The organism is Sulfobacillus thermosulfidooxidans DSM 9293, assembly GCF_900176145.1.
GTDB lineage: Bacteria > Bacillota > Sulfobacillia > Sulfobacillales > Sulfobacillaceae > Sulfobacillus > Sulfobacillus thermosulfidooxidans.
Genome location: NZ_FWWY01000001.1, coordinates 1107201 through 1121545, shown reverse-complemented (window position 1 = coordinate 1121545; position 14345 = coordinate 1107201). Strand labels below are relative to the sequence as shown.

General features: G+C 49.3%; 18 protein-coding genes. 17 read left to right on the top strand and 1 reads right to left on the bottom strand.

The genetic code is table 11. The features are described 5' to 3' along the window. The first annotated feature begins 60 nt into the window (after nucleotides 1-60). Both B8987_RS05885 and B8987_RS05880 read left to right on the top strand, forming a co-directional pair. Nucleotides 61-762, top strand: a complete 702-nt coding sequence (locus B8987_RS05885) for a DUF554 domain-containing protein (protein WP_084660959.1) — start codon at nucleotides 61-63, stop codon at nucleotides 760-762. 14 nt (nucleotides 763-776) lie between these two features. Beyond that, nucleotides 777-1313: a DUF4446 family protein gene (locus tag B8987_RS05880; RefSeq protein ID WP_020375194.1), complete on the top strand. Its 537-nt coding sequence runs from the start codon at nucleotides 777-779 to the stop codon at nucleotides 1311-1313. On the opposite strand, the gene yyaC is transcribed toward B8987_RS05880, so the two are convergent. Then, nucleotides 1305-1871, bottom strand: a complete 567-nt coding sequence (gene yyaC, locus B8987_RS05875) for a spore protease YyaC (protein WP_020375193.1) — start codon at nucleotides 1869-1871, stop codon at nucleotides 1305-1307. The genes B8987_RS05880 and yyaC overlap by 9 nt on opposite strands. A 73-nt stretch (nucleotides 1872-1944) precedes the next feature. Here yyaC and B8987_RS05870 point away from each other — a divergent pair, with 73 nt between their 5' ends. The 15 genes from B8987_RS05870 to B8987_RS05800 all read left to right on the top strand — a co-directional run bounded on the left by B8987_RS05870 (nucleotide 1945) and on the right by B8987_RS05800 (nucleotide 14124). Further along, the gene (locus tag B8987_RS05870; RefSeq protein WP_020375192.1) at nucleotides 1945-2934 is read left to right on the top strand and encodes a YkvI family membrane protein; all 990 of its coding nucleotides are present in this window, start codon (nucleotides 1945-1947) and stop codon (nucleotides 2932-2934) included. Continuing rightward, nucleotides 2931-3527, top strand: a complete 597-nt coding sequence (locus tag B8987_RS05865; RefSeq protein WP_020375191.1) for a tetratricopeptide repeat protein — start codon at nucleotides 2931-2933, stop codon at nucleotides 3525-3527. The genes B8987_RS05870 and B8987_RS05865 overlap by 4 nt, the downstream gene beginning before the upstream one ends. Continuing rightward, on the top strand, nucleotides 3524-3886 hold the full coding sequence (locus B8987_RS05860; protein WP_020375190.1) for a hypothetical protein: 363 nt from the start codon (nucleotides 3524-3526) through the stop codon (nucleotides 3884-3886). The genes B8987_RS05865 and B8987_RS05860 overlap by 4 nt, the downstream gene beginning before the upstream one ends. A 26-nt stretch (nucleotides 3887-3912) precedes the next feature. Then, nucleotides 3913-4479, top strand: a complete 567-nt coding sequence (locus B8987_RS05855; protein WP_176213157.1) for a CvpA family protein — start codon at nucleotides 3913-3915, stop codon at nucleotides 4477-4479. Beyond that, complete coding sequence (locus B8987_RS05850) at nucleotides 4479-5282, top strand: mechanosensitive ion channel family protein (RefSeq protein WP_020375188.1); 804 nt, start codon at nucleotides 4479-4481, stop codon at nucleotides 5280-5282. Before B8987_RS05855 ends, B8987_RS05850 begins: the two co-directional genes overlap by 1 nt. Beyond that, a complete protein-coding gene (locus tag B8987_RS05845) occupies nucleotides 5257-5472 on the top strand; it encodes a DUF951 domain-containing protein (RefSeq protein ID WP_020375187.1) in 216 nt (71 codons plus the stop codon). Before B8987_RS05850 ends, B8987_RS05845 begins: the two co-directional genes overlap by 26 nt. A gap of 83 nt (nucleotides 5473-5555) precedes the next feature. Continuing rightward, nucleotides 5556-6608 (top strand): D-alanine--D-alanine ligase family protein, encoded by a 1053-nt coding sequence (locus tag B8987_RS05840; RefSeq protein ID WP_084660957.1) that lies wholly within the window; start codon nucleotides 5556-5558, stop codon nucleotides 6606-6608. Between the two features lie 283 nt (nucleotides 6609-6891). Then, nucleotides 6892-7185, top strand: coding sequence for a 30S ribosomal protein S6 (gene rpsF, locus B8987_RS05835; RefSeq protein WP_020375185.1), 294 nt, complete (start codon nucleotides 6892-6894; stop codon nucleotides 7183-7185). A 15-nt stretch (nucleotides 7186-7200) separates the two neighbouring features. Next, a complete protein-coding gene (locus B8987_RS05830; protein WP_020375184.1) occupies nucleotides 7201-7605 on the top strand; it encodes a single-stranded DNA-binding protein in 405 nt (134 codons plus the stop codon). An 81-nt stretch (nucleotides 7606-7686) separates the two neighbouring features. After that, nucleotides 7687-7917 (top strand): 30S ribosomal protein S18, encoded by a 231-nt coding sequence (gene rpsR / locus B8987_RS05825; protein ID WP_020375183.1) that lies wholly within the window; start codon nucleotides 7687-7689, stop codon nucleotides 7915-7917. A gap of 240 nt (nucleotides 7918-8157) precedes the next feature. Continuing rightward, nucleotides 8158-9135, top strand: a complete 978-nt coding sequence (locus tag B8987_RS05820; protein ID WP_084660956.1) for a hypothetical protein — start codon at nucleotides 8158-8160, stop codon at nucleotides 9133-9135. Then, nucleotides 9135-9575, top strand: a complete 441-nt coding sequence (gene rplI, locus B8987_RS05815) for a 50S ribosomal protein L9 (RefSeq protein ID WP_020375181.1) — start codon at nucleotides 9135-9137, stop codon at nucleotides 9573-9575. The genes B8987_RS05820 and rplI overlap by 1 nt, the downstream gene beginning before the upstream one ends. 27 nt (nucleotides 9576-9602) lie before the next feature. Next, nucleotides 9603-11486 (top strand): Lon family ATP-dependent protease, encoded by a 1884-nt coding sequence (gene lonC / locus B8987_RS05810; protein WP_020375180.1) that lies wholly within the window; start codon nucleotides 9603-9605, stop codon nucleotides 11484-11486. Next, nucleotides 11483-12811, top strand: a complete 1329-nt coding sequence (gene dnaB, locus B8987_RS05805) for a replicative DNA helicase (protein WP_020375179.1) — start codon at nucleotides 11483-11485, stop codon at nucleotides 12809-12811. Before lonC ends, dnaB begins: the two co-directional genes overlap by 4 nt. 29 nt (nucleotides 12812-12840) lie before the next feature. After that, entirely contained in the window at nucleotides 12841-14124 is a 1284-nt protein-coding gene (locus B8987_RS05800) for an adenylosuccinate synthase (RefSeq protein ID WP_020375178.1), read from the top strand. Nucleotides 14125-14345: the final 221 nt, after the last annotated feature.

Genomic DNA, 14345 nt, shown 5'->3' with positions numbered 1-14345 from the left:
ACATTATTAATGAGGAACAAGACATCAGGTGAATTCGAGAGGAGTGTTCCTTGAGGAACAATGCAGCAAGTTGCTGGCTCGTTAATGAATGGTTTGGGTATTATTGTCGGATCGTTGATTGGCATTTTCGGAGGACGTAATCTCAGCGAGCAATTTCGCGATCAGGCGCTACGGATTATCGGGGTTGTCGTAATTTTGATTGGTCTGAAAATGGCGTGGCCACTACCTGATGCGATAAACACCTTGTTGTCCATGGTGTTGGGACTGTGGCTCGGATCATGGCTTCGCATTGACGATCGTCTTCAACAATTTGGTCAATGGGCTGAATCACGTGTAGGTCGTTCCGGTTTCGCCAAAGGCTTTATCGCCGGCACTTTAATCTTTAATATCGGGGCCATGTCGATATTAGGTTCCTTACAAAATGGATTGACGGGAACATATAGCATCCTTGCGACTAAAGCAGTACTCGATGGGACCACCGCTATGATTTTAACCTCGGTGGCAGGTTGGGGTGTTATCGCAGCTTCAGTGGTGACTGTGGTCTATGAAGGGTCCTTATCGTTGTTGGCATCGGACCTGGAACCCGTTCTCAAAGGGATCTTGTTAACCGATATCACGGTTGTTGGAGGATTAATGATTGCAGCTATCGGGATCAATTTCATTTTGAACAACAACACGATTAAAATCGGTAATTTGTTGCCGGCTTTATTCTTTCCCGTGTTGCTTTTGTGGCTAAAAAACCATGGCATATATTTTCTATGATTGGAGGAACATTGATGCTGTCGACCATACCCGCGGAATGGATTGCACTCGGTAGTGCCGCTATCGCCATCTTAGCCCTCCTTATAGCATTTTTCTCATGGGCATCCGCTGCACGCCTTAAAAAAAGACTAAACCGGGTATTGCGGGGCGGTGGAATTAATCTCGAGGAATCCTTGGCAAAAACCTATGGGGAAGCCATGGACGCGAAACACGTTGCCGCACAATTTGACGAACGCATTGCCCTGTTAGAAACAAAACATGCTCAAACTCTCACCAAATTTGGCCTGGTACGCTTTAATCCGTTTGATGATACCGGGGCGGACTTATCCTTTTCTTTAGCGCTATTAAATGATTTTGGTGATGGAATTGTTTTAACCAGCTTATGGGCCCGCAATGAAGTCCGTTTATATGCTAAGCCGATCAAGGAACGTGACAGCCGTTATGCCTTAAGTCAAGAAGAACGCCGTGCCATCGATTTAGCGATGACGACGCGCTTGGCTAAGGGATCAGATGATATCCGCAACGCATCTTCCTCTGTTTCCTCAACTTAATCCCAAACTCTGCACAAAGGCCTCCGCAATACAGGAGGCCATTTTCATGACCACATTAAGACGAGTGTTTTGTAACACAAAAAACTCCATAAACCCTCCGACATTGACCGTTCCGGTTAAATGATAGCGTCCTAATGCAGGAAGCTGTTTATTTACTCCGGCGCCAGGTTTCAGAGGTCCTAAGGCCGCGGTCAAGGTTCCGACATCAGGGAGACGACCTAACGAGGCGTCAATGGCGAATACCCGGCTTGTGAGCAAAGATGGATAAGCACGAATATAGTCGGTGAGATTCGCTGCATGGACGGGATCTTCTAATGTCCCGAAAACGCGGATAGGTCCGAGCCGTTTTTGACTTAATGTCGTTCCGACCAGGGGACCTAGAGCATCTCCTGTGGATCGATCTGTTCCGATGCATAAGACCGTTTCGGGAATGCCTTCTCGTCGCCATAACCATTTGAGGGCTGCGCTTAATTCAAGCACCGCACCTGGTGCATCGTATTGAACCCGTTTTTCCTGATATCCCCCCGAGGCCCGGTTTACCCCAACAATATCCGCCACACAGATTCCCCCCAACTCTCTATGACTATTTTATCCAACTCACGTCATAGATGTACTAAAAAGGAGGAAATCTATGCGACTTACTGTGGTTCTAAGTGTGGCATTAGCATACGTCGGTACCGTTGTGGGAGCAGGGTTTGCAAGTGGACAAGAAATCTGGCAGTTTTTTAGTCGTTTTGGTCCTCATGGCATGATGGGGATCATCATCTCCTCAGCAGTTTTTAGCATCGTGGGGGCTATTGCGCTAGAAAAAGGCCGGCATGGCATCACGGATTTCGGACATCTTCTCACTAATGTCTATTCTCCGGCTATGGCTCGTATGGGCGAAGGAATGACCGATGTGTTTTTGCTCTTGGGCTTGACCGTCGTGGTTGCCGGGGGTGGCAGCACGCTGGCAAGTTTTCATGTGAATCCCTGGATAGGCAAAATCTTTACCCTTGGTCTTATCCTCTATGTGGGATATTGGGGTGTAGAAGGTATTACCAAAGCCAATAGCGTGATCGTGCCCTATCTTATCCTTATTACCCTGCTCACGAGTCTGTTATCTCCCTCATCATCCCCCCTTGCGCTGACTATCAGACAACCCGGTGCTTGGCTTTTGTCAGCGGTCCTTTATGTGTCGTATAATTTATTCACAGCGGTGATGGTATTGCTAGGTTTGGGATCCAAGATGCACTCAAGTCGGGAAGCATGGTATGCTGCCACTTTGGGAGGTATCATTCTCGGATTATTACTCACTTTAGAACACCATGTCCTAGTAGGACTGTCACACGTTAATGATTTACCGATGTTATGGGTTGCCTACCGCATCAACACGCATCTCGGGATTCTCTATGGCGCAAGCTTGTGGTTGGCACTTTTAACAACGGGTATTGGGATCGTCTTTGTGTTTCGCGAACGTTACGGAAAACGGAATCTCATTTTATTGTGGATTGTATTAGCGTTAACTCAATGGAGTTTTCAAGCACTTGTGAAAAACCTCTATCCGGTCATGGGATCATTAGCGATAATGTTGTGGTTACCATTGTTTGTGTCTTCAAGAGGGGCGGATAATAGGCATTGAATAACTCAAATGATACGGGCCCGAAAGCATGGGATGAAGAGGGTCAATTATGGTTAGCACAAGGGACCAAGGCTTGGGAATCGGGCGACCGCGATGAAGCGATGAAAATTTTTAATCGGATTATGGATGTCTATCCGGAGCGTCCTGAAGGATACAACAAGCTCGGGGTCATTTATGCGGAAACCGGACAGCTCGATCATGCGGAAAAGTATTTTCTTTATGCCTTATCCAAGGAAAAACTGCATGTGCCGTCGCTAACCAATTTGGGCAATATTTATTTGGAACGGGGGCAGATTGACGAAGCTATCAAACATTATACCTTGGCATTACAAAGTGACCCGGAATATCCTCCAGCGCACCGAAACCTGGCAATCGCTTATCGCCGGATGGGGCGTATCGGACAGTCTGTCGCTCACTTGAAGCGCTCACAAAGATTAGAAACACGGCAATTGGCGAAAGATCGACCGTTGATGCCAATGGGAAAACTAGGGAAAAAGGAATGGTTTCCATTGGGCGTGTTCGTGCGTCAATGGATCTGGGTTATTCTCGGCATCATCCTCGCCATTTGGTTGTTAGGACGGGGGAAACTGTGAGACATAAAAGATCCAAACGCCTAATCAGTATTTTGGGTGTCGCCATATCCATCTTACTGCCCATTGTCGTCCTAGAGGTGTGGACGTCTCACGTCACTTCTGGCGTTATGGTAGCGCGCTTTATAGCCGAATTTATTTTGGCGGTTCTGGCCGTTCAGGTGGGGATCGTGTTGTGGAAACCCCGGTCGAGCAAGATGATTATCGAAGACGTTCTGATAGCCACGGCCTCGGGGATCGGCGCCTTTATCGCCGCAAAATTATCGCTTGCTCAAGGCGGCGCGCCCGTGGATCCCGGATTGTTAGCTCTTTTGACAGCTTATATATTATGGTTGTGGCCGCATCCTCACCGCCGGTTATAAATGCCGAAGATAGGGGGAACTTGGGAGTGCATTGGATAGACCTAGCAATCCTCTTGTATATCGCAATTGGTGCCGTCAGTGGTCTAAGACGGGGACTCGTGACGGTCCTCTTTAGTTTGGCGGGATATATTGTGGGGATTATCATTGCCACTCAATACCAAGCTGCGCTGACCCAATCCTTGATGACCACCTTACCGATTGCCCGGTGGACCAGGCATTTATTACCGGGACCCGCATCCACGGTGCCTGGCTATACCATTCAAGCTGACAATCTCATTCACATGCTGGTCGCCCTCCTCGTGTTTCTGGTCATTGTTGGCGCCGTAGAATTTATCGGCCGTTTAATAGGGGAATTTTTGACGCGGGTTGTTAAGACCTTGCGCATTACCGGTTTTCTTAACAAATTAGGGGGCGCCATTGCTGGATTAGCCGAGCACGGCATCTTGATCGGCTTATTAGTGACTTTAATTTTTGCTTTACCACTTTTAAATCATAGTCCACTAACGGTGGCGTTACGCCATGATCGATTGGTCATGACCCTCGCAGGGTTATTTGGCCACATCGCCAAATTACCAGGAGGGACATTTCTCTAATGCATTTACCCCATCATTTTCTTTCGGATTCGATTGAAGCCGCTGTCATTATTATTGTCGCCAGTATTTTTATTCGGGTGGTCGGTAGGCTTTTCAAACGTTTGGAGCACGGCAAAAGTGCACACAGCCAACGCCGCATTACCCTTTACCGTTTATTAACCTCAGTGGTTCGTTATGTGACCGATTTTGTTGTGGTCGTGATGGTCTTAGCCCGGTTTCACGTCCAGACGACCTCGTTAATTGCGGGTGCTGGGATTTTCGGCTTAGCCATCAGTTTTGGCGCGCAAGGATTTGTCCAGGATGTCGTCACCGGCATGTTTTTACTCTACGAAGACCAATTTGGGGTAGGCGATTACGTGACCTTTCCTGCTCTTAATCTATCCGGCTTAGTGCAAGAGGTCGGTATTCGTATTACACGGTTAACGGGTTCGACTGGGGAAACCGTCATCATCCCTAACCGCCTCATCTTGGAAGTGAAAAATCATAGCCGGGGAACCTTGTCAGTGACCGTTCCCATACCGGTTGATGCGGGCGAAGATCCCAAAACAGTTCAACGAGCTCTAGAGGAAGCGGTGGATACGGCGCAATCCCAAGTACCTGGTGCTTCTTTAGCCGGCATTACCGCTTTCACCAGTGGTACCATATCATGGAGCATTACGGCACCGGCCACCTTGAGTACACAAAGCCACGTCGATCATTGGATTCGACAATGTGTCGTGGAATCCTTTTACCGTCATTCGATACGATTTGCAGGAACAGGGAAAGGATTGGCGAGCAATGGGACCAATACAGTATCATCTTAATGATGTCGTTGAGTTGAAAAAACCTCATCCATGTGGGAATAAATTGTGGATAATCACCCGCACCGGGATTGATTTTGGCTTGAAATGCCAAAAATGCGGGCACCGGATTATGATTCCCCGTAAGACGTTTGAACGTGCGGTAAAGCGCATCGTAAGTGTCGCGGAGAATGTCGCAGATCCGAATCACTGAAGCATGGGGTTTGCGCATAAATATAATAAGACAATGTGCCCAACACACAGTTATTGACGGAACTGAATCAAGGAGGCATTTTAATGACAAAACCGCACGTGATGGTCTTAATGGGTGGACCCTCGGCTGAGTACAGCGTATCGATGTCGAGCGGGCGCATGGTGTTTAATGCTTTAGCTAGTTTAGATGATTTTTGTGTGGATGCCATTGTGATTCATGAAAATGGCGACTGGGAAAAAACTCGAACCATTCCTGAAGACGCGATGCATCCATCAGCATTAGTCCACTCAGCTCCACCGCGCCAAGCCACCTTACGAGGGATTCAATTGCTAGAAGATGCCGATGTGGTGTTTATCGCGCTGCATGGTGCCTTTGGCGAAGACGGGACAATTCAAGCGGTGCTCGACACCTTACATATTCCGTATACCGGAAGTGGTCCTTTAGCTTCGGCCTTGGCGATGAACAAGCACCGGGCCAAAGAGTTGTTCCAATTCCACCGCTTACCTACGGCTCCTGAATTTTATATTCCCCCCACTAAGGCCGAATCGATTGAGCGGCTGATTCCGCAAATTGAAACGCGTCTAGGTTATCCCTTGGTGGTGAAACCCAACGAAGGGGGATCAAGCGTGGGCATCCATATGACCGATAACCGCGATGCCTTACGTCAAGCCTTGGAAGAGCATGCGGACGTTGGGGTACCCCTCTTAGTGGAGAAAAAATTAGTTGGCCGGGAATTGACGTGTGCCGTCCTGGAGGATTATGACGGTTCTGTAACGGCGTTACCTCTGATTGAAATTGTTCCCCATGCTGGCAACTTCTTCGATTTTACGTCCAAGTATGCCGATGGCGGCTCGGATGAAATCTGTCCGGCCCAAATCGATCACAAAAGTGCCCGCCGGATTCAAGACCTCGCCGTCCGGGCTCATCAAATTCTCGGATGCCGCGGCTTTTCTCGTAGCGATTTTATTTTAACCACGGAAGGACCCATCCTCTTGGAAGTCAACACCATTCCTGGGATGACGCCCAATTCCTTGTTACCCAAAGCGGCTAAAGCTTATGGCTTGGAATTTCCGCAGTTAATGAGAAGGCTGATTTACCTGGCCATGGGCATTACTCCTCAAGCCATGAATGCCTAAAGGATGTATCGCGATCTCACATCCGTTGAAAAGAATGGCCTTGCTGGATTTTCTCTCTCGATAACGGGACTTCAGAGACAAACGGCAGGCTTTTTCTTTTTGACCCGCGCTCGCTACGTGGCATGGCATAAAATTGTTTCTTGGCAGTAGATAGGGCTTGTTCATTGCCAATATGATGAATAGCTGTTACACTATGTCTGTTTGAGCGAATGCTCACACCACCCTGCTCCGGTGGAATACGGAGCCCCCGCGAGGGCGGGTGACCGTGGAGGAGGTGAAAAGTTTGGCTCATTATGAGCTCATGTACATTTTGAAACCGGATTTAGGCGAAGAGCAAACCCAAGCCGATATTGATCGGTTCAACGATGTGATTACCCAACAACAGGGGACAATCACAAAAGTAGACAAATGGGGTCGCCGCAAGCTAGCCTACGAGATTAACGGACTGACCGAAGGTTTCTACATGGTCGTCGACTTCGATTATGACGGTTCCGAAGATATTGCGAACGAAATTACCCGTGTGCTGAAAATCCATGATGATGTGGTGCGATCCATCATTGTACGCCTTGACGATTAGAAGGGGAGGAGCCGAATGCTAAACCGCATTATTCTCATCGGTCGCTTAACCCGCGATCCCGAATTGCGCTACACGCCTCAGGGAGTCCCTGTGGCCTCGTTCACTCTTGCAGTCGATCGCCCGTTCGCCAATCAACAAGGACAACGGGAAGCCGATTTTATTGATTGTGTCGCGTGGCGAAAATTAGGGGAAACCGTGGGTAACCATTTAACCAAAGGCCGACTTATTGCCTTGGAAGGCCGCCTACAAATTCGAAGCTACGAAGCGCAAGACGGAAGTAAGCGGCGGGTGGCCGAAGTGATTGCGGATAGCGTGCGGTTTTTGGATCGGCCCAAAGATGGTCAAGGTTCTCCCTCTAATCCCATGCCAGACGTGGCAATGACGGACGACGTAGCATTTCCAGATGATCTCCCGTTCTAGACAAAACAGCTAACGGAGCCATACGAATGGGCTGTGGAAGAACGCAAGAAAAGCAAGAACGAACGAAAGGAGGTTTTGCCTATGCGTAAAGAGCGAGGTCGGCGACCTAAGAAAAAGGTCTGTGGATTTTGTGTGGATAAAGTGGAGTACGTCGATTTTAAGGAAGCATCTCGACTAAGACGGTATATCACCGAACGTGGCAAGATTCTTCCCCGGCGTATTTCTGGAAACTGTGCCAAGCACCAACGGCAAATGACGGTAGCCATTAAGCGTGCTCGGAATATGGCGCTCTTGCCCTTCACCATCGAATAAACAGACAAAAGAGCACGCCGCGCGTGCTCTTTTATTCTTCATCGACCCTTGTTATATCGGTACAAGATTGCTTGCCAGGGTATTGTAGGGTATAACAAGGGTTATGAAGATCATGTTGCCATGGAATGCACAATTTGCGAGACGATTCCTGTTACGATGATTGTTACCATTGCTTTCATATCGTCTTAGGGACTCATTACGTGATGAGCAGTTACTACCGTAAAGGCAGGAGTGTCAGGCATGATCTGGAGTCCGGAACCGATTGAGACGGCTTTACAAACCGTAGAAGGTCAACGCCGGATGACGGCCTATTTAAGGCGGCTCGAACTCATCAGTGAAATCGCCTTTTTATCCTCTCTGGCCGTCATGCTCAGTGGATGGCTAGTCATTGCCCCCGAATGGCAGCCGTTAGTCCGCGCCATCATGCCGCTGGGATTAAGTCTGACCGTGATGCGCCGGGCATGGCGGTTTACCTTTCTGATGATCTTGCTTGAAATTGCAGCCATTCCCTTATTTCCCGGCGGGTCAACGTGGGATGTCTTCTTTGTTTTAGCCGCGGTACCCGTGACGGTGGCTACGGGCTGGGCGTACCGCACGCACAAGAAAGCGGCGTGGCGGTGGGTAGGCACCGTGCTCGCGATGGGGCTAAGTCAATATCTCATTGCTCAAACGTACTATCCTCAACCACTTCATACCTTAATGATCTGGAGCATAAGACCTATGAGGTTATTGGCACCCTGGCTCGGATTGAATGCGTGGCTTGGCTGGATTCCTCAGTACTGGTTTTTGGGATTTATCGCTGATCAAGTTTTTTGGGGTACCGGAATCTTTTTGGTACTAGCGTTTTTTGCAGAGTTAGCGGAATTGCCGATTGCCCAAGTGCCTTTTTTTGGACGCTGGTGCATGCCGAAGTGGGTCTTATGGATTACCGCCGCGGATTTGGCGGCACTCGTTATCAGTCAAGTGGTGGCCCACCATGTTCCTGTCGCTATCGTGGAAATTTTTATCGTTGCCATGGCGTCTTATCTCGTTTTGGGGGTTAATGTGCTATGGCGAATTGGTGAGTTATCCGGATTACCTAAATTTTACCGAGTTGGCCTATTAGGACTGTGGTCTTTAGGGTCTTGGGTTGGCATGGCACTGTTGAGTCTCTTAGGCCTATATGAAAGCATTTGGAATTTACGTGATTATCTGTTGACGTTAAGGAGGCCCATGTAATGCGAGTGATTCTGTTGCAAGATGTGCGAGGCAGTGGTAACAAGGGGGACGTTATTGAAGTCAAAGATGGGTATGCCAGGAACTTCTTGATACCCAAAGGGTTGGCTGCTGAAGCAACAAAGTCCCGGGAAGAGCAGATAAAGCGCGAACAAGCCCGGCAACAAGCCCAGCATCAAAAAGAGCTGGATCAATATCGTCGGCTTGCGAAAGAGCTCAAAGGGCAAAGTTTCATTCTGCGCGCGAAAAGCGGGGATCAAGGACGGTTGTTTGGCGCCATTACCACGCAAGATGTGGCGGACTTACTCAATAGCCGGGGATATCACATTGACAAAAAGAAGCTAGAAATCGAGCCCATTCGTCATGTGGGCACGTATACCGTACATTGTCACTTTTACCAGGATATTAGCGCAGAGTTTACTTTGCAGGTACTCCCGGAATAAGTGTCGAGCAGGGTAAGGAGGGTGAGTATGGCAGATAACGCAAAGAAACCAGAACCCAAAGCACGAAAACAGGCAAATACTCTAGAACGCCGGGTCGCGGCCTTGCATGAAATTTTGATGCAAATTTATGGACCGGAACGGTTAATATTGCGGGCCGGGAAATTGCAGGCTCTTAAATACCTGCGCTCTGACGATCTAGGGTTAAGGACCCTGGCTTTGGCAAAATTAGTCCGGGAAGATCCATCGTTTAACGAAGTGCCAACCAAAAAAGAAATCGGACCTTTACTGGACGAGTTGGAAGATGAGCTCGCCGATATTTTAGCCCGCCGAACCCTGGAAGACGACCTCGAAAAACGGATTGCCGAAAAAATGCAAGAACGGCATGAGGATTACGTACGGGACATTCGCAATCAAATTCTGAAAGAAGATGGCGGTCCTGAAACACCCGAAACCTTAAAGAAATTTGCCCAGTTAGTGAAACTTGACCAGAGCGGGTTGACGCAATCGGCCTTAGAGGTGATGCGACCCGAACGACTCGAAGAAGTCATCGGCCAAGAAGACGCTATTGATAGTCTTTTAGCCAAATTGGCTTCCCCCTATCCGCAGCATGTGTTGTTGTACGGCCCGCCTGGTGTCGGAAAGACAACGGTGGCCCGCTTGGTGTTACAAGTGGCTCGAACGGTTCCGCAGAGTCCTTTTAGCGAGGAGGCGCCGTTTGTGGAAGCGGATGGCACCACTCTCCGGTGGGATCCTCGTGAGATTACGAATCCCTTGCTAGGCTCGGTTCATGATCCGATATACCAGGGCGCACGCCGGGACCTTGCGGAAAGCGGCATACCTGAACCGAAGACGGGGTTGGTCACCGATAGTCATGGAGGCGTGCTCTTCATCGACGAAATAGGGGAAATGGATCCGATTTTGCAAAATAAACTCCTAAAAGTATTGGAGGATAAACGGGTTTATTTTGATTCCCCGTACTACGATCCGACGGATCCCAATGTTCCGAAATATGTGCACAAACTCTTTTCGGAAGGCGCACCTGCTGACTTTATTCTCATTGGGGCGACCACACGGAGTCCCGAGGAAATCTCTCCGGCCTTGCGTTCGCGTTGTGCCGAAATTTATTTTGATCCGTTGACGCCTGATGACATTAAACGGATTGTCATGCAAGCAGCCGAGAAGTTACAGGTGACGATCACGCCTGAAGCGGCCAATTTAATTGGTCAATATACTCTGGAAGGGCGCAAAGCCGTAGGGCTTTTGGCGGATGCCTTTTCGGTAGCGTATCTGCGCCGCAATGAACGGCCTCAAATCATCGATGTCGACGTCATGAAAGATGTCATTAGTCGCTCTAGACTCGTTCCCGTGCGTCCGGCCATTTCCCTAGAACCGATTGTGGGACGATCTTTAGGGCTAGCAGTCGCCGGATTTCAAGGATTAGTTTTAGAAATCGAAGCCACGGTCTTTCCTCGTGAAAAAGACGGCGAAGGGCGCTGGCGATTCAATGACACGGCGGGATCGATGGCCAAAGACTCCGTCTTTAACGCGGCGACTGTTCTCAGGCAATTGACGGGGCGGGACCTCACCCAATATGATGTTCATGTTAATGTCGTGGGTGGGGGCAATATTGATGGTCCTTCGGCCGGAGTGGCCATTTTTACGGCCATTTACAGTGCCCTAACCCAAATTCCTATCCGGCCCACGGTGGCGATTACTGGCGAATTGTCGTTATCCGGACGGATAAAACCCGTAGGGGGAATCCCCGAAAAGATTTTTGGGGCCCGTCAACAAGGGTTGTCGACAGTGTTGGTTCCCAAAGACAATGCCGGCGATGTTCCTCCCGGCATTGGGGATATGAAAATTCTTTTTGTCAGTACGGTCGAAGAGGTATTAGCTGAGGTGTTAGTGTGAGTATTGATGCTGTTAGGACGCCGCCGCACAATCCGGATGCCGAAATTTCGGTCTTAGGCTCTATGCTCATTCATCCCGAAGCGGCGGCCAAGGCTGTAGAAATTTTACAGCCTGGGGATTTTTATCATGAACCTCACCGCAAAATCTTTGAGGCGGCCATGGAGCTCTTTAACCAAGCCAAGCCCTTGGATGTCGTCGTGGTGGGGGAACAACTCCGGCAAAAGGGACAACTCGAAGCCGTAGGCGGTTTAGCGTATCTTATGGAGCTCGCCTCGGCGGTTCCCACGGCAGCTCATGTTGAATATTATGCACGGATTGTTAAAGAATCGTCGATCACTCGCCGCATTATTTCGGTTTCTACCAAACTCGTGGCGGATGCCTACCAAAATGAGCTTCCGGCGCAAGAGTTAGTCGATCGGGCGCAAAAAGAACTATTTGCGTTGGCACAAACGGGACAGCGGGATTATGTGAGTTTACATCAAGTGCTCTTAGAGACATTTACCCGTCTCGAGGTGCTTTACGCTAATAAAGGAAAACTGGTGGGGTTACCCACTGGATTTCATGACTTAGACCGGATGACGGCGGGTCTCCAAAAATCCGATCTCATCATTGTAGCGGCTCGCCCGTCAATGGGAAAAACCATGCTGTGTTTGAATTTAGCCCGCTATGTCGCTCTTCATGACCATACTCCAGTGGCTATTTTTAGCCTGGAAATGTCGCGGGAACAGCTGGCGCTACGGTTATTAAGCGCTGAAGCGGAATTGCCATCGCAAAGATTGCGGACGGGTGAAATGGATGACAATATGTGGGCCGTCGTCAGTCATGCGCTGGGGCGCTTAGGCGAAGCCCCCATATATATTGATGACACGCCCGGCATTTCCGCCTTGGAACTGCGGGCCAAGGCGCGACAAATGAAGGCACAGCATAACATTGGTTTGATTATTATAGACTATATGCAGCTTATGTCCGGACGGCGGGCTGAAAACCGGCAACAGGAAATTTCTGATATATCGCGGTCGTTAAAAGCTCTGGCACGCGAACTCGATGTGCCGGTGATGGCGTTATCCCAGTTGTCTCGGGCCGTTGAAAGCCGACAGGATAAACGCCCAATGTTATCAGACCTTCGCGAATCGGGTGCTATCGAACAAGATGCCGACATCGTAGCATTTTTATACCGGGAAGATTACTATACGAAGGACGCAGCCAATCCCGATATTACCGAATTGATCGTAGCTAAACAGCGCAATGGTCCGACAGGTACTGTCAATCTTTTGTTCAAAAAAGATATTGGTAAATTCTTTAATACGACGCCTGTCGAAGTGTAGACGTATTTTAGTCAGAAGGGACGAGAGAAATGGCAGCAGTGGTCGTGGTGGGGACCCAATGGGGCGATGAGGGTAAAGGCAAAATTATTGATTATTTAGCCCAACAAGCAGATATGGTGGTTCGCCATCAAGGAGGAAACAACGCCGGGCATACCGTCGTCGTCGGTGATGAGGAATACCGTTTACACCTAATACCGTCCGGGATTTTTTATCCCGATACGCTTTGTGTCATTGCTAACGGTGTGGTGGTCGATCCTCGCGTTTTGTTTGAGGAAATTGACTATCTTCATCGCCGCGGAATCCAAACGGATCGGTTGCGCATTTCATCGCAAGCACATTTGATTATGCCCTATCACGGCCGCATGGATGCTTTAGCCGAAGACCGTCTAGGTGTGAATAAGTTGGGGACAACCTTGCGCGGCATTGGACCCGCTTATATGGACAAAGCCGCCCGTACAGGCCTTAGAGTGGGAGATCTCCTACATCCGGCGCAATTTGCGATGCGACTTAAACGAGTCTTAGACGAAAAGAACCGAGTATTTTCTAAGGCTTACGATGTCGAAGGCTTTGATTATGACGAACTGCTGCAACAATATTTGTCGTATGGGGAACGGATGCGGCCCTATATTGCGAATACGTCCGTTGTCATCAACGATGCCATCGACAATGGTGACCGAGTCTTGTTTGAAGGCGCCCAAGGAACCATGCTGGACATTGATCACGGGACTTACCCGTTTGTGACATCCTCGCACCCGATTGCTGGCGGAGCCTGTATTGGGGCGGGTGTGGGTCCGACCAAAATTACCCAGGTTTATGGCGTGGTCAAAGCGTATACCAGTCGTGTTGGGGATGGACCATTCCCTACGGAATTGCAAGACCAATTAGGGCATGAAATTCGGGAACGAGGGCATGAATATGGGACCACGACGGGGCGTCCCCGCCGGGTAGGCTGGATTGATGCCGTGGTCCTGCGTCATGCCGCACGCGTCAACGGGTTAACGGGCTTAGCCGTGACACGCCTAGATGTCCTTGATGATTTGCCGGAGGTAAAAATCGCTACGGCCTATCGTTATCATGGGGAACTCATTCATGAACTGCCTGATTCCGTGGAAGTTTTGGCCGAAGTGGAACCCGAATATGAAACCTTTCCGGGATGGAAAGGCAAGATTACGCAAGCGAAACGGCTCGAAGACTTGCCCAAGGAAGCACGGGCCTACCTAGAGCGCATTGCCGAACTTATCAACGTGCCGTTGGTCTTGGTATCGGTAGGGCGCGAGCGTACCAATACCATTGTACTCAAGGAGCTCTTTTAAGCCTGTTGAAATCCGAGGGGATATTCTAAGGGAGCGTCACATGAGGACTTATTCTTCATCAAATGAGGAACAAGTCCTCATTTTTTTATTAATGCCCGGGACAAGATTCGCAAAAGGCCTAAGCGTCAGGCAGTGCTCAGATAACGCAAAGATAAAATGTTTCAAAGGGATGCGGGCAGACAACCATATCAAACAAAACGGCTGACGGGAAGAGGAAGACT